At 41.0% G+C, this 20,435-nt stretch carries 15 protein-coding genes and 4 pseudogenes; 5 read left to right on the top strand and 14 right to left on the bottom strand.

Features of this window, described 5'->3' with window-relative positions:
• Positions 1 to 78: 78 nt before the first annotated feature.
• Positions 79 to 1,230, top strand: coding sequence for an MBL fold metallo-hydrolase (locus DMB88_RS14635; protein ID WP_254438584.1), 1,152 nt, complete (start codon positions 79 to 81; stop codon positions 1,228 to 1,230).
• A gap of 91 nt (positions 1,231 to 1,321) precedes the next feature.
• On the opposite strand, the gene DMB88_RS14630 is transcribed toward DMB88_RS14635, so the two are convergent.
• From DMB88_RS14630 to DMB88_RS14615, 4 genes are all read right to left on the bottom strand, one after another.
• Positions 1,322 to 2,494, bottom strand: a complete 1,173-nt coding sequence (locus DMB88_RS14630; protein WP_128101936.1) for an FAD-dependent oxidoreductase — start codon at positions 2,492 to 2,494, stop codon at positions 1,322 to 1,324.
• Between the two features lie 396 nt (positions 2,495 to 2,890).
• Positions 2,891 to 4,093, bottom strand: a complete 1,203-nt coding sequence (locus tag DMB88_RS14625) for a DUF418 domain-containing protein (RefSeq protein ID WP_254438583.1) — start codon at positions 4,091 to 4,093, stop codon at positions 2,891 to 2,893.
• 186 nt (positions 4,094 to 4,279) lie between these two features.
• Positions 4,280 to 5,170: a UDP-N-acetylmuramate dehydrogenase gene (murB, locus tag DMB88_RS14620; protein ID WP_128101934.1), complete on the bottom strand. Its 891-nt coding sequence runs from the start codon at positions 5,168 to 5,170 to the stop codon at positions 4,280 to 4,282.
• Positions 5,171 to 5,572: 402 nt separating this feature from the next.
• Positions 5,573 to 6,430, bottom strand: a complete 858-nt coding sequence (locus tag DMB88_RS14615) for an aldo/keto reductase (protein ID WP_128101933.1) — start codon at positions 6,428 to 6,430, stop codon at positions 5,573 to 5,575.
• Positions 6,431 to 6,707: 277 nt separating this feature from the next.
• Here DMB88_RS14615 and DMB88_RS14610 point away from each other — a divergent pair.
• A pseudogene (locus DMB88_RS14610) lies at positions 6,708 to 7,604 on the top strand (LysR family transcriptional regulator).
• A gap of 69 nt (positions 7,605 to 7,673) precedes the next feature.
• Here the strand turns inward: DMB88_RS14610 and DMB88_RS14605 are convergent.
• A pseudogene (locus DMB88_RS14605) lies at positions 7,674 to 8,851 on the bottom strand (MFS transporter).
• A 518-nt stretch (positions 8,852 to 9,369) separates the two neighbouring features.
• A complete protein-coding gene (locus tag DMB88_RS14600) occupies positions 9,370 to 10,254 on the bottom strand; it encodes an SDR family oxidoreductase (RefSeq protein ID WP_128101932.1) in 885 nt (294 codons plus the stop codon).
• 145 nt (positions 10,255 to 10,399) lie between these two features.
• Here DMB88_RS14600 and DMB88_RS14595 point away from each other — a divergent pair, with 145 nt between their 5' ends.
• A complete protein-coding gene (locus DMB88_RS14595) occupies positions 10,400 to 10,747 on the top strand; it encodes a winged helix-turn-helix transcriptional regulator (protein WP_128101931.1) in 348 nt (115 codons plus the stop codon).
• A 16-nt stretch (positions 10,748 to 10,763) separates the two neighbouring features.
• Positions 10,764 to 10,859 (top strand): annotated as a pseudogene (locus DMB88_RS31165) (ROK family protein); the annotation flags it as partial.
• A gap of 165 nt (positions 10,860 to 11,024) precedes the next feature.
• Here DMB88_RS31165 and DMB88_RS14585 read toward each other — a convergent pair.
• The 7 genes and pseudogenes from DMB88_RS14585 to DMB88_RS14550 all read right to left on the bottom strand — a co-directional run bounded on the left by DMB88_RS14585 (position 11,025) and on the right by DMB88_RS14550 (position 17,758).
• Entirely contained in the window at positions 11,025 to 11,666 is a 642-nt protein-coding gene (locus DMB88_RS14585; protein ID WP_128101930.1) for a YdcF family protein, read from the bottom strand.
• 56 nt (positions 11,667 to 11,722) lie between these two features.
• Positions 11,723 to 12,100, bottom strand: a complete 378-nt coding sequence (locus DMB88_RS14580; RefSeq protein WP_128101929.1) for a hypothetical protein — start codon at positions 12,098 to 12,100, stop codon at positions 11,723 to 11,725.
• A 160-nt stretch (positions 12,101 to 12,260) separates the two neighbouring features.
• On the bottom strand, positions 12,261 to 13,454 hold the full coding sequence (locus DMB88_RS14575; protein WP_128101928.1) for a chromate transporter: 1,194 nt from the start codon (positions 13,452 to 13,454) through the stop codon (positions 12,261 to 12,263).
• Positions 13,455 to 14,280: 826 nt separating this feature from the next.
• The gene (locus DMB88_RS14565; RefSeq protein WP_128101927.1) at positions 14,281 to 14,532 is read right to left on the bottom strand and encodes a hypothetical protein; all 252 of its coding nucleotides are present in this window, start codon (positions 14,530 to 14,532) and stop codon (positions 14,281 to 14,283) included.
• A 104-nt stretch (positions 14,533 to 14,636) separates the two neighbouring features.
• The gene (locus DMB88_RS14560) at positions 14,637 to 14,921 is read right to left on the bottom strand and encodes a DUF4258 domain-containing protein (protein WP_128101926.1); all 285 of its coding nucleotides are present in this window, start codon (positions 14,919 to 14,921) and stop codon (positions 14,637 to 14,639) included.
• A gap of 975 nt (positions 14,922 to 15,896) precedes the next feature.
• Positions 15,897 to 16,774 (bottom strand): annotated as a pseudogene (gene rarD, locus DMB88_RS14555) (EamA family transporter RarD).
• A 141-nt stretch (positions 16,775 to 16,915) separates the two neighbouring features.
• A complete protein-coding gene (locus DMB88_RS14550; protein ID WP_128101925.1) occupies positions 16,916 to 17,758 on the bottom strand; it encodes a LysR substrate-binding domain-containing protein in 843 nt (280 codons plus the stop codon).
• A 167-nt stretch (positions 17,759 to 17,925) separates the two neighbouring features.
• Here DMB88_RS14550 and DMB88_RS14545 point away from each other — a divergent pair, with 167 nt between their 5' ends.
• On the top strand, positions 17,926 to 18,873 hold the full coding sequence (locus tag DMB88_RS14545; protein WP_128101924.1) for a DMT family transporter: 948 nt from the start codon (positions 17,926 to 17,928) through the stop codon (positions 18,871 to 18,873).
• A 201-nt stretch (positions 18,874 to 19,074) separates the two neighbouring features.
• Here DMB88_RS14545 and DMB88_RS14540 read toward each other — a convergent pair whose 3' ends face one another.
• The gene (locus DMB88_RS14540) at positions 19,075 to 20,286 is read right to left on the bottom strand and encodes a multidrug effflux MFS transporter (RefSeq protein WP_128101923.1); all 1,212 of its coding nucleotides are present in this window, start codon (positions 20,284 to 20,286) and stop codon (positions 19,075 to 19,077) included.
• Between the last annotated feature and the right edge of the window lie 149 nt (positions 20,287 to 20,435).

Genomic DNA, 20,435 nt, shown 5'->3' with positions numbered 1-20,435 from the left:
CTAAGATCACTTCCGATTCCTGTCTAATTTTGCGGAATAACAAGGTTAGAAGTATGATCGTTACGTCAGGAGGCGAATATGAAAAGAAAAGGAAGATTTAAAAAAATGATTATCTACATATCAAGCTTTATACTCTTCGTCATCGTTGCAGCGCTATTATTTATGCTACTTTACCCGAGCTTTGGCGGCAATCCATCCAAAGAACAAAAGGAAAGCTATGAGCAGCTTGAAAATTACACGAACGGCAAATTTGTGAATGAAGTAAGTGGCAAATCTGACTTGGATTCCTGGAAAACCTTGTTTGAAGCTACAACAGATGGTGCGGGACGGAAAGAGAAGAAACCTTCCAGCCCACAGCCAGTTGTAGAGATCGATTGGAATACAATTAACAATAACGAAGACAGTATCACTTGGTTGGGGCATTCGACATACCTGTTAAGTGTCGATAACCGCAAAATGCTGGTCGATCCTATGTTGGAATCGGTAGCGTCTCCTGTGTCATTTGTAGGTTCGAAGCGATATCCGTATTCATCAGACATTTACAGCAACATTGTTTCTGAATTGCCCGCCATCGATGCGGTGTTAATCACACATGATCACTACGACCATTTAGATTACGCAACAGTTGTAGAACTAAAAGACAAGGTATCCCGCTTCATTGTACCGCTTGGCGTTGGTGGCCATCTAATACGCTGGGGAGTCCCTGCAAGTCAAATCACAGAATTAAACTGGTGGGACGAACTAGATTTTGAAGGAATCCATCTTGCGTTAGCGCCAGCCAGACATTTTTCTGGTCGAAGCTTGTTCAATATGAACAGTACGTTATGGGGAGGCTGGGTAATTTCAGGTACGGAGAATCGCTTGTTTATTAGTGGTGACGGTGGATATGGAGCACATTTCGAGGAGATTGGCCGGAAATATGGCCCTTTCAACCTAGCTGTCATTGAGGGTGGACAGTATGACAAGAGATGGTCTGATATTCATATGGTTCCTGAACAGTCCATTCAAGCTAGCCTGGACGTTAACAGCACCAAAATGATGCTTAGTCATTGGGGCGCATTTACTTTAGCCAGTCATGACTGGAGAGATCCAGTGCAACGAGCTATTAAAGCAGCAAAAGAAAAAGACGTCGATATTGTCGTTCCTCAAATAGGTGAAACCCTCCCCATTGCAGAACTTACTCCTGCGTTGCCTTCTTGGTGGGATAACCCTTCGGAGATTGACGGTTAAACAAATGGCAACAGAATTAACGGTATAGCCTTATAGATTACACCCCATTGTTTAAAGCAATTTTAAACCAATGGGGTGTTTTTGGATTCGTTTATTGATGCTCTGTTTCCCAATGAATCGTATAATCTGCATCAATCTTAGATCCGCTAAATAGTCCAATATCAAAACCACTACTAAAATCAAACCCCTTACTTACGTCAAAAATATCTAAGCTGCTCTGAATAGCACGTATACGCTCTTTACGATCAGCCTCCAGGTAATATAGTGCGTCCGCATAATGATGTTTCTGTAACATTAAAGCTAAGTACATGGCATCTTCTAACGCAACCGAGCATCCATAGCCCGTATTCGGGTTGATGGTATGTGCAGCATCTCCGATGACAACCGCTCGTCCTTTAGACCAACTCGGAATCGGCTCCACGCAATATATTTGCTTCGGGATAATCTGAACCGAATTTTGAATGATCTCTGATAACGCTCCATGTTCACCATATTGCTGGATTAGATCTGATTTAATTTCATCTAGATTTCTGAAGTCAAATTCCTCTTTTGAACGTTTTCTCTCCTGGTGTCCAGATGCTTGCCATGAGAGATTCAGTTCATGCGTGGGATGACTTTTGGAAGCAAGAAAATTCGCATTTTGTGTAAAATAAAACAGTTCATTGCCCTCCATCAGCTGACGGATCGGATCACTATTCATATCCTTGAATGAGGCAATTCCATACAACGCCCAGGATTTTGCATAACTCAACACATGACTAGGAAATAGCTGGTTTCTTACCGTTGAATGTAACCCATCTGCACCGACCAATAACGTCCCCGTCTCCTGATGACCATCTTCAAAGTATGCGGTGATGTTCGAAGCATCCTGGGTGAAGTAGGTAAGCTTTTTATTATAGTGTATCTCAACGCCAACCAATTCAGCTTGTCTCATCAGTATTTCAACCAAGTCAGACCGTTGCATGTATATAGATCGTCTGCTAAAAACAGAATTCTGCATCAGATTAATTGAGGCAATCTCTATGTCGTCAGTCGTTAAGATCCTCATGCGATCTGCAGAGTGACTGTTCTCTTGAACTTGGTCTTCTATGCCTAGCTCCTTCATTACGTGCACACCGCTCTTGTTAATACGGAAGCTAGATCCAGCTACTCTTTTGTAAGGAAAATTCTCATAGACCGCGCATTCAATGCCTGTCTTCTTTAAGAAAATTGCTAATGCAAGACCACTTATTCCTGCTCCGATAATGATGACTTTATGATTCATAACCTTCCTCCTCTTATTTTCACTAATTTGTTAGTAGGGCTGACTACTATGAAAATATGCATTAAAGGATAGATTTGTATTTGCTCCATCTGGAGAAATGTCATCACGACTTCATTTCTTTTCTATAGATTACATACATACTAATCACCCCTCTATTAAAGTATAGTTAATTATATCTTTTGATAGTATAATATATCATAAATACACTCAAATCAAATTTCTAATTTTATTATCAGAGCGTGCTTCACTTCTCTTATCTTGTTCGCATGGCTGTAGCAATGTCTAACCTTCTATCCTTACGCCCACACAACAAAAAAACCGCGATCATGATGATCAGCGGTTTTAAGGCTACTAAAGTTTACGACATTTAAGTTTATTTATAATATAAATTCTAGCTTAGCTTTTCTTCTTCCTCGGCTGCCCTTTCCATGACAGGTATGTCCATATCCGTAGAATGTGTTCCACAGGACCGCTACGAAACCTCTTGAGATAAAGTGGACTAATCCACAATTGTAAACCATAGACTGCAAGGGCAATTAGCACACCTACAAATACGCCAGCACGGCCAAAGAGGCCTAGACCATAACCATAAAAAATCATCGTGCAGATGATGCTCTGCATTAGGTAGTTCGTTAAAGATAAACGACCCACGGCTTCGAACCTATTCAGCAGATTCACGCGGCTATCTCTCGTATATAATAGTGCAAAAGCGTAAATATAACCAAGGGCTAACAAAGAGCCCCCAATTGCTTCTCCGATCCCGATCGCGAACCATTCCTCTTCCCCACGAATGAGTTGCACGATTACGCTGTAGGCTTTGAGCACCAATCCGACAGGTATGAGCAGCTTAGCACGACGTATATAAACTTGTCGCATAGCTTGTGGATCTTCAAAGGTGCCTATTCTTGCGGCGTGCATACCTAGAAGAAACATCGGGATGGTCATAAGTGGAGTAAACACCAGCAGCAGGAGAATCAAAGCCGGATTCAATTCATCGCCAAACGGATCACCATGATTATTGAAATCCTTAATCTCTGCATAACTGCCACTTCCGAAGACTTCCTTACTCTGTAAGACATAGCTTTCCATCTGAGAGGTTGGGTTGGCTAAAGGATTCATGGGATTGGAAGCTGGCAGACCCGATAAACCAGCTACAACCAATAGCATAATTGCCCAGATCAGTAATGTCTTCGGCTTTCGATTCAGAAACATTAATAAGAAGAAGCCAAGTACACCGTAAAACGCAAGGATGTCTCCTTCCCAGACATAATTCATATGTAACAATCCGATAACGAACAAGAGCAAAAAACGGCGAGACAGATGACACTTTGGTCGTAATTCTCGGGATTGCAGGCTTTCTGTCAGTTTAATCATACCGAAGCCAAACATAAATGCAAAAATCGGCATGAAGCTGCCCACCACAGCAATCTTTAACAATGAGTAGACGGCTCGATCTAAGCCTTCAACACCGAACAATTGAAGTTCATTCTGACCATATATCCCGTATTGGAACGCCAACATATTGGCCATTAATATGCCAGCCAAACTAAAACCACGCAATCCATCAATGAGCCTGATGCGCGTAGGAGATGTATTCAATTCGCTCCCCCTATCTTTTTCCATATTAGTAAAAAAGTAATTCTAGCACATCTTTTCTAAAGAGTCATCTTAACTTTTCATGCTGGAAAAGCACAAAAAAAGGATGCTCCGTAGCGTTATGCTAGGATACATCCTATTTATACGTTGAACATACTTTCATTTTTCACTTTTTTTCAATAATGAAGTTTACTCTCCTAAAAAGATAACTTCCGTCTCCAACTGCACATTAAATTTAGCGTACACCGTCTCTTTGATCAGGTTGATTAAATCTAAATAATCCTGAGCAGTAGCATGATCCGCATTAATAATAAAACCCGCATGCTTCAATGAGATTTCCGCCCCGCCTATGCGAGTTCCTTGTAGGTTGCAGTCTTGAATGAGCTTTCCAACAAAATGACCCTCCGGACGTTTAAATACGCTACCACACGAAGGATATTCAAGAGGCTGTTTGGCTTCTCTCAACATCGTTAATTCCTTCATCTTCGCAGCAATAGCTTCTTTATCACCCTTTTGCAGTTTAAAGGTAACCTCAAGAATAATGTATTCATTATCCTTAAAGATACTGTTACGATAACTCAGCTTCATCTCTTCGCGAGACATCGTCATTCGCTGTCCATCTCGAGTAATGACATCTGCACTTTCAACCACATCATCCACCTGGCCACCATAAGCACCTGCATTCATGTAAATGGCGCCTCCTGTGCTACCAGGGATTCCACATGCAAACTCTAGACCCGTGAAGCCGTGTTCCAACGCAGCTCGTGAGACATCGATAATATTGGCACCGCTTTGAGCAATAATGGTGTCCTCTTGTACTTTAATTTGATCAAAATGACTCAAAGACATGGTTACGCCTCGTATGCCCTTATCTTTTATGATTACATTCGACCCTTTTCCAATAATCGTGAGTGGAATCTGATGTGATTTGGCAATTTGTACAACGTTTACGATCTCTTCTGTCGATGTTGGATGGATCAGTGTATCCGCATAACCACCTACTTTTACATAAGTGTGGTCTTTCAAGGGTTCATTTGATCTAAGCTTTTCTCTAGGTATTACATTTTCAAAAATGTCCATATAACGTTCTCCCTACTACTGACTGGTTTTTTAGATGAGACTTTAAACATTCTGTGTACATGTATAACAGCAACTGTATTCCCTCATATTTCAGTATGAAATTTTATTGATAAATATACCGCGATCATCGCAATTCATCTGAAGAAGTTTATGATCGAATCCACAGTCGCTTCTGCTCCAGCTACCAAAATAACACGATAAGTGTAATTACGCTATAACTATAAACATCGTTTACATTCTGTAGTGGCATATTCATTATACAAAAATGTTTATAATACATAAAATGAAAATCTGATGATTGATTATTTGAGATGACGGTACCCAAACAAAAGCAAAAAAGCCGCATTGCAGCGGCTTGTAAATAATTACACTTTTCACGTATGAAATTCAACACAACGAGTCCTATTTCCCACTGAATACAGGGAAGTAACTATGCTCACCATAATCCTGAATGTGTGCTACATTTTTAAGATTTTCCATATGCTCATCACTGATTACAAAATCAAGCTCGGCGTTCATTCTCATATGATCTGGGTTGGCTGTCTTCGGGATTACGACTAAACCAAGCTGGATACAGTAACGTAGACAGAGTTGCGCAACAGATACGCCGTACTTCTCAGACATCACTTTGACCTCTGGATGATGAAGAACGGCTCCGTGGGCAATCGGAGAATAAGCTTCAACCAGAATGTCATATTGCTGACAGAATTCAATGAGCTCCAGAGGCGTATTGCTTACATGCGCCAAGATCTGGTTGACCATGGGCTTGATCTTACTGCTGGCAAGAATATTCTCGATATCATCCTGAAGAAAGTTAGAGAGGCCAATCGCTTTTACTTTGCCTGCTTCATATGCGTCCTCTAAGGCTCTCCATACGTCTCTATTCTCATCAAAATAACGCTTCTGCTCGCGGAATTCCTTCCACGGTTGCGGGCTATGAATGATCATGAGATCAATGTAATCCAGACCCATTTTGGCTAAAGATTCATCAATTGATTGCGTAGCCTCATCATAGGTTTTGGCTTCAGCTATAATCTTCGTTGTAATGAACAGCTCTTCTCTTGCGACACCAGCGGCTCGAATACCTTCCCCTACACCCGTCTCATTGTTATATGCCTGAGCTGTATCAATATGACGATACCCGATCGATATCGCGTCATGCACAGCCTGCTGAGCTTGTTCATCATTCAGTAGCCAGGTACCAAGTCCTAATTGAGGAATGGTTAAACCGTTGGATAGTTGGAACGTTTCTGTGTACATATCATATTCTCCTTTTCTAGATGATCCTTACTCGCTTGCATCAGCTTAAGATGCATCAGCTATAATGAATTAATTCAAATCAGTTTGTTTAATCGACTCACGTCTATTATTATATAAGTTAGATTCTCACGTTCAATAGTTAAAGTATTGGGATCTGTCGATTTATTAACACATTCATGAAAGATGTTCATTATCTATATCACTATGAAGTATCAACTATAAATCTCGCTGAGATTATTCTGGGTACGCCCTATGGAATGACTAAAAGGAGAACAACATGGACATTTGAGTATTACGTTATTTTTTAGCCATCGCAAGAGAAGGCAATATGACGAAGGCAGCCACACTACTTCACCTGACACAGCCTACTCTCTCCAGACAGATCAAAGAGCTTGAGATGCAACTGGGAAAGAAACTATTCGTCCGAAGCAGTCACAGTATCCTTCTTACAGAGGAGGGGCAGCTACTCCGCAAAAGAGCCGAAGAAATCGTGGATATGATGGAAAAGCTAGAGTCCGAATTTCAATCGATTGAAGAAACAATTCGTGGAGACGTCTACATTGGCGGCGGTGAGACTGATGCCATGAAGCAGATTGCACGGATCGTGCGGAAGATACAGGCTTCCTATCCCGAAATTCGTTACCATCTCTATAGTGGCAATGAAGAAGATGTTACGGAGAGACTGGATAAAGGTTTAATCGACTTTGGAATCTTAATACAACCCGCTGATCTATCCAAATACAACTATGTCAATATTCCGGCCAAGGATGTCTGGGGTGTAGTCATGAGAAAAGACAGCCCTCTGGCTGAGAAATCGATCATCCAAGTGGAAGACCTACTGGATTTACCCCTCATCTGCTCACGTCAGGCGATGAAACAGACCTTTACTACCAATGAATTCCGCAACTGGTTTGGTGATCATTTCGATAAGCTTAACGTGGTCACTACGTTTAATCTTGCTTATAACGCAGCGATTATGGTCGAAGAAGGTGTCGGTTACGCCATAACACTACATAAGATTGTGAACACCTCTTCAGACAGTAATCTATGCTTTAGACCATTAGAGCCTAAGCTTGAATCTGGTTTAAATATTGTGTGGAAAAAACATCAACTATTCTCCGCTGCCGCTGAACAATTTCTTGAAGAAATACAGGCAAGCTTCTCAGAATCTTAATGTGTCATGTGTCACAACATAGAATAACCACCCCGTCCGTATTTGCGTTCAGCGAGGTGGTCCACTGTTTTATAATGAAGCTGATGTTTGCGCGGCTGAGCTCTTCAAGGCACTTCTAATCACAATCATCACCAATCCTAGTACAACGCTAAGGATACCGACCAGTATGATGTATTTTAAACCCATCGTGGAGATCAATACGCCCCAAGAGCTGACCCCACAGTAGTACCCACATTACATGATGTTACAAATAAACCATTAGCAAAGTCAGGTGCCTCAAGCGCCACGGATGAGATCAGGTATTGATTCACATTGGCCATAATTCCACCAGCCAGGATTCCCCATACAATGGTCAGCAACATCACAGGTACTTGATACTCACCAATGGTGAATAGTACGATATAAACGACGCCCAACAAAAGTGGGAACAACAAGATCGACTTGGCGGGATAATCTGTCAGTACTTTACCAGCGATAATGTTCCCAAGCATATTAGCCCCACCAAATAGTAAAAGCGTCGTGCTAGTCCATTGTGGCGTCATCTGCGTCACTGTGTATAAATATTCAGATACATAACTGTACACGCCAAATACAGATGCATTTAGCAACAACACTGCGAACATCGAAACCCATAATACAGGTCTTCTCAGCACCGAAAATTGAGCGCCATACGACTGTTTTTCCTTCACAGGCATAGAAGGTACAAATATCAATGTAGCCACAAATACAATAATATTTACGACTGCAATAAACGTCATCGCCATTTCATATGAGAACGCCGTATCAATAAAACTTACGATCGGTACACCAGCTACCATGCCGGCTGAAACTCCGATAAATACTTTGGCTACCGCTTTTGGCGCTTCTTCTGGACTGACAGATGATCCTGCAACAGTAAATGCCAGTGACATATAAATTGGGTGGAACAAAGCCGGTATAATCCGGGCGATCAGCAACACTGTAAAGCTTGAAGTGAATATGGACACTATATTTCCTATCACGAAAATACCTAACACGAGCAACATCACGTTTCTACGGTTCATGCCGGAGAATACTAACGGTAGAATAGGTCCCGAGACAGCAATACCTAGTGCAAATAAGCTTACAAGCAAGCCCGCTTGTGTAACACTCACACCAAAATTCTCAGCAATGGTAGGTAATATGCCTATAACCCCCATCTCCGTGTTCAGTATCCCAAAAACACCTACCGTAAGTATAAATATTAATAATTTATTATTTCTAAGCAAAAAAATCTCTCCTGTCGTTATTGTAAAATTGTTAAATCAGGCGATTAGCCACCCCTTCTATCCAATACAGTGAAATAGCATGAAAATCATTTGTAACATTTCACTTGTTTTCAAAAATGGCAGTTCAAAACCGAGCCGAGTTCCTCTCCCCCAGCTAAAGTACTCATTATAAGCAGACATCAACCTTCAAAACTTAATAAAGTGATCAGCATGTATGATGGAAGTATCTTGTTATGCATTCGTTGCTGTACAGCCGAATAACGTACCTCCTGTATATCTATTTTATGTGATATATCATATATTTCAAATACCTATAACTGATATCATGAAATACCTCATAAGCATTTCACACCTATTGAAATGGTTCATTAATTTGAAAGATTCGCAGAGTTCACTGACGAGGTAGATCCAGCTACAAAAAAAAAGACCCACTTGTACATCATCATTAGCCACGCTAATTCATGCGTAAACTTGTGATATGCAAGCAGATCATTTTTATAAACGTTCAATCACTATGATTAATTCTTCAAAAAGGAAACACGAATCCAGTCCGATATGCTGGAAAGGTTCAGATTATCTTTTAATGACTCATCTACTTCGTTAAATGTAGGAAGCTTGTCGATGTTACTGCTTATCCATTGATAAAGCCCCTTAAGTCCTTCTGCATTTTGTGATCCTAACATTGGACTAATCGCTGCCTCAAAGTGTTCAAAAGGCAGGGAAACAAATTGAATCTCTTGTCCCAGCACTTCGCTGAATTTCGCTGCGATTTCATTCCCCGTGTAGGCTTCGAGACCAGGAGCAGCGTAAATGCTTCCCGCTAATTCAGGATGAGTCAGTGCGTACACATGATACTGCGCAGCATCATCTAAACTAATCCAGCTTATTTTTTGATCTGCAGGCACTGGATAAGCCAATACTCCTTCGTTTAGCACGCCAGGGATCATGAAGTTCTCCAGATAAACGATAGGCTCAACAATGATGTAAGGCAGTCCACTTTTCTTAACATCTTCAATTAATTGCCGATTAAGCTCTACGGCTAGTGTATTTGTTGTATCATGTTGAGGGACAAATCCACCTGTGTTTACAACAAGCAATTCTACTTTTGCGTTAACCGCTGCTTCAATAGCATTATCAATATAGGTTTGAACTTTGGCTGAATCAAACTCAACAGGAATGTTTAAGAACACACGATCTACGTCTGCGTGAGCTTGAGCCAGAACTTTAGTATCTGACATGTCGCCTACTACAGCTTCAATCCCTATACTCTGTAGACGTTCTGCTGCTTCAGGCTTACGCGTAATGCTTCTTACCTTCTTACCACTTGCAAGCAAACGATTCGCCACCGCTCCGCCTTGTGCTCCCGATGCGCCATATACTAAATAAAGATGATTTTGTTTCATTATGGTGAGTCCCCTTCGTGGTCAAATTAACATTGAACCATTAGACTTTCTAATGATACTATCAATATAGCAAATCCAATTAGACCGCATAAGTACGCACATTTGAGATATTAAGTATCCCATAAGATACTTAAGGAGGGACAAAATGAAACAGCACGTTAACGCTTCTGATGACCGATGTCCAGTCGAGGCTAGTATTAATTTGATTGGTGGTAAGTGGAAAATCTTGATCTTGTATCACTTGATCTCGGATAAGTCGAGACGATTTAATGAACTTCAGAAAACACTTTCAACCATTACTCACCGAACGCTAACACGACAATTGCGTGAGCTTGAGGAAGATCGTCTGATCCGCCGGATCATTCATCCTGAAGTTCCACCCAAAGTTGAATATATGTTAACAGATACGGGTAAAAGCTTGGTGCCGATTCTCATGCAATTGCAGAATTGGGGAACGAATTATTTACAAAACTCGGACGTAGATCAGGCTTAATGTTGAAATTGCTCCCAATGCGTACTGTCTCATGGTAGCTGCGCAAATGATGAACCTTCAGTACATTCTTGATCCTAAGTTATTCGCCATAGGTGGCGGCATTAGTACTTTCTGAAGCGATGCTAACCTATACGGCGCATTGTATAACTTCTTTGTTGAACAAGAAAAAACTGCGTGTTAGACATTAATAGTCGTTAATAATAAAGAGAAGGAAACCCCAATAAGGTTTACCTTCTCTTTTTACTTCTCTTTTTACTTCTCTTTTTACTTCACCTGTTCAAATCCTAAGTCGTTCTTCTAACGTTTCGATGTCACCTCGGTCACCGTACTTACAGATTCGCAGATACTCCCCGTACACACGAGACCTTCCGATCTCAGTATTCGCCCAATTTTGCCTATTGATCTCAACGTTCTTGTATACCGTGTCAAAAAGTGCGGGCATATAGGCGATGTCAGGATGAAGATGTTTTTTCAACGTACGAAATTGTCGTCCGGCAGCATGACTCTTACATACCACGAGTACCGAGCGAGTTTTGGAGAAATCAAAGACTTCCTTCGCGAATAATACATTCTCTAGTGTATTAACCGACTTCGTTTCTACAAAAATAACTTCGGACGGAATGCCTGCCTCGATTAAATGCTGCCTAATTACATGTGACTCTGGAATCTGGTTCTCTATTCCTCTCTGAAGGCTAGCCCAACTGCACCTTCCTGTAACGACAATCTGTTTCCCTAGCCCTTTATTATATGCAGCGATCGTTCTCGTCCAGTGACCAGAATGTGTACCGCCAAAAACAAAAATAACATCACACGAGATATTCTCATCAACGTTATGCATGAACACTGCTTCTGTAATCTTAGTGATCTGATCCTGAGTTAGGTTTGGAACAGCCGGTTCCTTTGCAATTTCACTTTTCATCCTCGCCCCAACCCCCTTGCTTCACAGCACTCTATGCTTCATATATATCAATCAAGTTATGGAATGTAAGCACCTACGACCTCAACGTTTCGTCCATTTTCCCCTTCCATATATTTAACATCAATCTCTTTACCCTCTTGAAATTGAGGAATATGTATTAAGGGAATGTACGTCTTAATAACCACTGGAAAGGTCTGTCCATCCTGTTGCGTAACGGTTAGTTCAAGAGTAACTGCTGGGTTATCGTCCATAGAGGATGATGTCGGATGCACAGCACGGATCAAAGCCTTCGCTGGAATCCCCTCTAACAGAATTTGTTTACGTTTATGAATCGCACCACGCTGAGCTTTCAATTGCGTTACAACGACACCTACCACAATACCACTCGTAACTAATGAAGATGCAACAATGATCAGTATGACAACCGTCGTCAATATAACCGCCTCCTAATATGAATACGGAAGATCATTTGGAATCATTTTCCTCCAAGTATAACATGTGACTTCAGCCCACACGAGAGACTTATCTCCCGTTTAGATTCAAGGTAGATTTGATGGTTGTCCCAGCACGCATTTGTAATGCCTGCATCCATACCTAGAACATAGTAATCAGAGTTCCACCTACCGCACCTGCCAACACGATCACCCATGGTGGCAACTTCCAGTAGACTAACATGCTAAATAAGATCGCTGCAAACGCAAAATCAAGCGGGTTCACAATCGTACTTGTCCATATGGGCTGATAAAATGCTGCAATTAAGATACCAACTACTGCTGCGTTTACCCCCACAAAAGCTGCTTTTGCTTTGGGATTACGACGCATTGCGTCCCAGAAAGGAAGGGTTCCTACGATTAATAGAAATGCAGGTAGGAAAATAGCACCGGTTGCTAACAACCCTCCACCCCATCCATACATCACTGCACCTAGATAAGAGGCAAAGGTAAACAGCGGTCCGGGAACGGCTTGAGTTGCGCCGTAACCTGCGAGAAAGGCTTCCTCGCTAATCCAACCTGTGGATACAAACTCACGTTCAAGTAGGGGTAGGACAACATGACCGCCGCCAAATACGAGAGATCCGGAGCGGTAGAAGCTGTCCAACATTGCAATCCACTTTATCGAAGTCACTTCTCTTAGAATAGGAAGTAGAATTAATAAGCCCACAAATAACACTAAACAGACCACTGCAACGCTGCGTTTAATCGGAAAGCGAACCCGATCCTCTGAATCCACTTCATGTTGATGATGTTCTCTGTATACTAGGAAACCAATGACCGCCGCTCCAATAATAATGACGACTTGAGAATACGCGGTTTGCCACAATAATGTAATGACCATAGCGAGTAAGGCAATAGCTTTTCTTTTGAGATCCGGTGTTAAATTCTGAGCCATGCCTATAATTGCATGTGCAACGACGGCGACAGCAACGATTTTCAATCCATGAATCCAACCCGTACCACTTACATCCATCCCTTGAAGAATTAATGCAAATAGAATTAACATGATGACCGAGGGGAAGGTGAAACCAAGAAATGAAACAATGCCTCCCAATACTCCAGCCCGCATAACTCCCATCCCAATCCCTACCTGGCTACTGGCAGGCCCCGGCAAAAATTGACACAAAGCAACGAGGTCAGCATAACTTTTTTCGTCCATCAATTTTCGTTTTCGAACATATTCTTGATGAAAATAACCTAAATGGGCAACAGGTCCACCAAATGATGTCAAACCTAACTTCGTTGATACCCATAAGATCTCAAGTAACGATGTAAGTAAACCTCGCTTCTTCATGGTTGGGTTAACCACTCTTTCTCTACTTATTTCATGTCTATATGGGATGCTAACATATACGAATAAGCTCTCACAACACATCTGCAAAAAAATTACAATATGATAACATTTCTTATACAAGGTGATGGATTTCAAGAAGATACATATAAAAAAAAACAGCCATTCCGATGTTGGAACGACTGTACGGTGTATCCGATGCAAGTATTGTTCATATAAGCTAAAAACAAAGCTTTATCGTCTTGGTTTATTTATTGGTTCCATTCAAGCTTCTCATCTGGAAAACGTATTTTCTGGCTTCGTCAAAAAGAACTTCAGTATATGACCACTTTCCTGATTGGAAGCTGGGGACGACTCTACCACATAACTCAAAATAATCATTTGTCGTATTGATATCCTCTATTAAGTCATTATTTAATGGTGAAATAATGATGTTATTTTCACGACTCAATATTACACAATTCCTTTCATGAGGTTTTGAAAATAGTTTATTTAAGGATGATGAAAAGCAACATCCGTTGCCAATTCATAATAAGTCTCACTATCAAGATTGTTCGTACTCATGGTTCATAGAACTTTTGAGCTTCACATAATTGATTAATATGTGTTGCTTCGTCTAGGTATGGAGTAAAATAAGATGTACTTGTTCTCAATTAATTTGATTGTAAGTTCATTAGCACACCTGTCTTACCACTACCTTAATTAAATCAACTACGCTAATTGTAACAATTTGAACACGTCCATTAATTTTATACATACGTTATTTTTTAATCTATTTAATAAGTCCATTACCGGAGTGAAAGATGCCTCTCAAAAAAATATGTAATATCTATTTTTTAATTATATTTAATAATCTTACAGTATGTTCTTCTAAGAAAATTTTGAGTTGATCTTCTATTTTTTGATCAGTGTCAAATATACCGCTTTTATCCTTTACTGCCTCTATTACTTCCATTAAGTCATCAATTGAATATTCCACTGCTTTATTATAATCATTCTGTTTTTCAGTTGAAATGAACTCACTAATTAAATTTTGCTTGAATAGCTTGTCATTATTATGAGCCTCTTTGAAATCTGACATGATTCCTACCTCCTGATATGTACCTTGATTAGAATCAAACCTAACAACCATCTTATATTATACCCTACAGTTATGTAATAATTAAGAAAATTGCAGTCACGGCTTTAAAACACCGTGACCACATTGATATATGTATTGCTGACAATAAGCGTTACTACAGCGTGGCGTCTTCTTCCTTTTACTTTATACTTGTATTCCCCCCTTTTCTCATCCCATTCAGTCGTAATTGTCTTGGGATTTTTAAGTATCAATAACAATTTTTCAAAAGTGAAATTTCTATCTGGCTGATTAAGCCTCTGTTCAGCATGGAAAGATAACTCGATGTTACCTTGTGATGCTAGATTCGGAATGAGTATCATGAGCTCATCCGTTGCAACTGGTTCATTCAAAGCGATTTCACCTCTTTCCCCTACGCCAATAAAAATATTATATCATAAATAATATAGTCAACTCGAATTCAAAAGGTACTAACGATAAACTGATCAATAATAAAAAAGTTTTCTAGCCAATATTCGCTAAGCTACTCTCACAAGTCTGCATCACTATCCTCCAATTTTTCAATGCCAACAAATGTGAGTTATAAGTCAGGACCGAGACTTAAAATGCTGAATGTAGATTGTAATTCATCTAAGAAATCTTGATGTGTTTCCCACTCGTTAACCACTTCTGAAAAAAACAGGTGATTTGAACTCCTGACCTAAGAATTGAATCTCAAGTCCTGTGAACAGATCATAGTTTCGTCAAGTCGTCGCAGTCGATCAATTCTAGTCTATTGTTCACCATAATTTTCAGGATTCCACCGATCTCCAATGGTAAAAGGGACTTATAATATAATTTAACGTCTCCACTATTTTTTACCTCTCCTACTTAAAGAGAACACCGCCGGTATTAAAGAAAGTAGACAAAGGTGTATGTAATATTTTCTCTACTAAATTCTTGCACTCCTGTTGACTTAACTTGAGTAGGAACTTTCCCGAGGAAATTTTACTTTTGTTTTTCATATTTTCAGAAACACATCATGTGCCCGTCGAATGAAACATCCTTGTCTCAAACTTGTATACGGGGTATTGAATGCCAACCGTTAATTACACAAAGTGTGTTAATTTTGGAAACTGTTATTTGTACTTTTTCTATATTATGAAGCATAGCTGTCCCACCTTTAGAACAATTTTATAAAGTAGATTATAATATAAAGTACACATCTCAATTTTTGTTGGATTGCCCATCTCAACAATTTCTTATAATGATAAAAAACGTACTTTACCTATTAGTCCTATTTAGACTAACAGGGGCTTACAACAAAAAATGACTCACTTCGCTGATTATGCGGAGTGAGCCATTGAGATGTTATGATGCATCTAGTCTTAGTTTACCTTAGCGAGTTTAGTGGCACGAATCGATGCCGTAGCATAAACGATGAGTGCAATCCAAATGAATCCGAAGCCAACAAGTAGAACCGGTGATACGGCTTCTTTAAACACAAATACGCTGAGTACCAGCATGATCGTTGGTCCAATGTATTGCACGAATCCAAGTGTAGATAGTGACAACCGTGCAGCTGCCCGGGCAAAGAACAACAACGGCAACGCCGTTACGATTCCAGAAAGAAGTAATTCAAGGAACATCGGTGTCGGCAGCGTCCAAGCCGTTGTCTTCTCGACAATCCCCAAGTAAATCCAGTAACCCAGTGCAATGGGTAGAACGACAGCCGTCTCTGAAAGCAAACCAACTGAAGCATCTTGCTTGATTTTCTTCTTCGCTAGGCCATATAACCCAAAGGATACAGCTAAGGAGATTGCAACCCACGGGAAGCGCCCGTAGTCGATCGCAATGATGAGCACTGCTATTCCAGCAATAGCAATGGCGAGCCATTGACCCCGATTGGGCTTCTCACGAAGGAACAACACCGCTAACAGCACGTTCAATAGCGGGTTCAAGTAGTAACCTAGGCTTGTCTCCACCACATGCCCGTTGTTAACTGCCCAGATGAAGATCAGCCAGTTGGCAGCGATCAACAACCCGCTGGCGGTGAGTGCTAACAGTTGCGAACGATTAGCCATAATCCGTTTCATCTCGCCCCAGCGGCGCTGAATCGCGACAAGAATACCCATGAATACAAATGACCAGACTACCCGATGCGACAGAATCTCACCTGCCGGCACATGATTAAACAACTTCCAATAAAGCGGGAGAACCCCCACATGATATACGCAATAATAGCGTTAACCAAACCGTTGTTCATAACGAATGAATTCCTCTTTTCTCTCTATGATGTCTGAACGGATTATACGCCTCATTCCATATGTAAGTAAAGACAATAATCTGACAGCAGAAAGGTCCTCTGGTTCGAGTGTATGGCACAATGAACCACCGCCCTTGCTCATTACGGCAATGTCTGAACAAACGATTGGAGTGTATTCGTGTAATAAATATCGTTTCTTCGGATGAATACGGTAGAGATCTTATTAAATTCTTCAGGGATATCGTACCCATACAACTTTCCAGCATCAATCCATGTACGAGTTGACGATTTGGGGGCGATAGTGATGCCAATGCCGGCAGCAACACTTCCCATGATCGTTTCGAAGGTGCCAAATGACATCACTTTACGAGGCATAATGCCCTCTGATCTTAACCAGCTTTCCAGCCTTTCTCGATAACCACAGCCTTGGTTGAATAACAACAATGGTATGGTTGAAGCGTGTTCGATATCAAATTGATCACTTTTGCTAACGATAATTAATTCTTCATCAAAAACATGATGTGTTTCAATCAACGGATGATTGACTGGCCCCGTCATAAATGCACCATCCAGCCTGGAATTCAACACATCTTGAAACAGATTTTCGCTAACGCCTGCATGTAAGGAGAGTTCAACACGAGGATATCTATCAATGTATGGCGACAATATGCCAGGTAAATTCGTCAACGTATCCACAATCCCGATGTTAAGAATCCCCCGAGGGTCTTCCGTAGTTTGAAAAGCATATTGGATTTCGTCGAACTTCGTCAGAATCTCTTCCGTATATTCCATCAATCGCTTGCCTTCTGAGTTTAAGATCATTCCGCGTTTGTGTCTAACAAATAATGCCGTCTGTAATTCAGCTTCAAGCTGTTTGATTCTGGCGGTAACATTAGACTGAACATAGTTCAAGTCCAAGGCGGCCTGACTTACACTCCCTCGCGTTGCGACCGTTTTGAAGATTCGTAGGTCATTGATGTCCATTGCTCTTCCCCCATCTCAGTCTCGTCCATCTTGTATTTATCGATCATATCAAGCTCGTATAAGTATCATTTTAAATGATGATAAATAGCATTTACAATCATTTTACTCCTTCTCGCCTGTCACGTAACATAAATCACGTTGAATTGATAGCATTAGGGAGGATACAAATGAGTAAGAAGGTTGGAATAGGGACGTTGTTATGTCTGATTGCCAGTATGTCATGGGGAGCTATGTTTCCAGTGGCACACAGTGCATTACAACGAATGGACCCACTATATTTTTCGTTTTACCGCTATTTATTTGTCACCATTATTCTTGTTGTATTGCTGTATTTTAAGGAAGGAAAGCAGGCATTTCGGTTTGAGGGTCTCAGCCGCAAGCTGTTGTTTTATGGAACGATGGGATTCACATTATATAATTTCATGATTTTCTCTGGACAAGATCTGATGGGAGAGTCAGGTACAATTGTAGCCTCAATTATGGAAGCGCTAATGCCAATGATTACGATTGTGATCCTCTGGTATCGAACCAAAAGCACACCAGCTAAAGCCACACTGACCAGCATGACCATTGCTCTGATCGGAGCTTTACTTGTGATCACCAATGGCAATCTTTCATTTTTCATGATGGCACGAGATCATCTTCTTCCTGTATTACTGATCTTTATGGGAGCGATAGGCTGGGTTGTTTATTCACTCGGAGGGGGTTCCTTTCCCCAGTGGTCTGTACTGAGATATTCTACACTGACTTGCCTGCTGGGAACGGTCGTTTCGTTCGTCATCGTAACATCGGCCACGCTGTTGCAATGGCTTCCCGCGCCCCACTGGAATGACTTGTTGTCCATTAAATACGAGATGTTATTTATGATTTTTTTCCCTGGAACGATCGCTTTATTAAGCTGGAATGCAGGAATGAAAATGCTCTCACCTGTTAACGGCATCTTGTTTATCAGCTTGGTTCCTGTGACCACTTTTGTCGTGATGTCGTTTCAAGGCTATTCGGTCAGTCTTAACGAATTTTATGGTGCATTGCTGGTCATTTTTGCATTAATCCAAAATAACCTTTTCCAGCGTAAATCTGTGAGTAAGACGCGTGTTCGTGGAGAATCAGTTTAAATGAAGTTGTTAATCTATCATATGTATGGGAGAGTTTTAGAGGGATACGAGTTGATTCATCAGTCTATACTTAAGCTTTAATGAAAATGAGTGCGGATTAAGAATCAGCAGATCACTCATGCTTGATTCATTTATCCGCACTATTACACTATCCAAAGACAAATTTTACAATTGAAAATTAGTACAATTCACAAATAATGCTTAATGGGTTTGAGCGGAGTCCTGGCCTTTTTTCGCTACTAGCACAAAGTAAGTAACAACTGCGACAATACTCGTTCCTAACAACGTAAGTCCGAGCGGAACAGCCGTGTCCTCTCCCGCAATACCCACGATTGGAGCAACCAAAGCTCCTAATACAAAAGGTACGACACCTAGAAGCGCTGCTGCACTACCAGCCATTTTGGATTGGCTTTCCATAGCGAGCGGGAATGCTGCAGTTGACGTAATACCTATCGAACATACGAAGAAGAACAATGGGATAACCAGAGCAAACAGTGGCCCTTGAGCAATCGTTACCGCAACAACGACAACACTTGATATGAGCGCAAGCCACAGTCCGGATAATAGAAGCGTCTGCTCAGGAATACGGTGTGACATGCGTCCCACAATCTGCGAGCCAATGATTAAGCTAATTCCATTCGATGCGAACAATATGGAGAATACGGTCGGGCTTACGCCGTATATGTTCTGGTAAATAAACGGTGTACCTGCCACATATGCGAATACCCCAGCGGTCATAATACCTTGTGCCAGCATGTAACCAACAAACTTGCGATCACGCAGCATTGTACCATAACCACGAAGTTGAAGTTTAAAATTAGGCGCGACGCGCTTTTCAGGTGGATTCGTCTCTTTAAGACGCCATTGCGTCATGATGTACAAGAAAACGCCGAGGATCGCGAGGGAAATAAACACACCCGGCCACGATGTGAACGTGAGCACCCCACTACCTGCAATTGGAGCTGCCAAAGGGCCGAGATTTCCTACGAGCAATAATAGAGAGAAAAATTTAGTCAGTTCATGACCACTATACAAGTCACGAGCAATAGCGCGAGAAATAACGATCCCTGCGGAAGCAGCAAATCCTTGTGTGAAACGGAACAAAATTAACATGCCAATGCTAGGAGAGTACGCACATGCTAACGAGCAGATAATATAAGCTGCCATTGAGATCAATAAAGGTTTACGTCTACCATGAGCATCACTGATCGGCCCCACAACGAGCTGTCCTACACCTAACCCCAACAAACAAGCCGTAAGACTGAATTGAACCAGCGATGCATTGGTGTTGAACATGGCTGCAATTTCGGGAAACGCCGGTAAATACATATCGATTGTAAATGGTCCTAACGTTGAAAATACGCCCAATAATAGAGCTAGACCAATCACATTCCATTGCTTTCTTTTTGTCATGATTCCTAGAGTCTCCACTTCATCTATATTTTTAAATAAATTGATACACATCGTTATATTTTAAAGTTGAACCTATGAAAATTACAATCATTAATTTTAAATATAAAAAACGAACGAGCCGCAAGTGAAGACATGCGAGCCGTCCGTTC

Origin of the sequence: Paenibacillus sp. DCT19, from assembly GCF_003268635.1 — a bacterium.
Taxonomy (GTDB): Bacteria; Bacillota; Bacilli; order Paenibacillales; family Paenibacillaceae; genus Paenibacillus.
The sequence above is the reverse complement of the archived record's forward strand: the minus strand, read 5'-3'. Positions and strand labels throughout refer to the sequence as shown.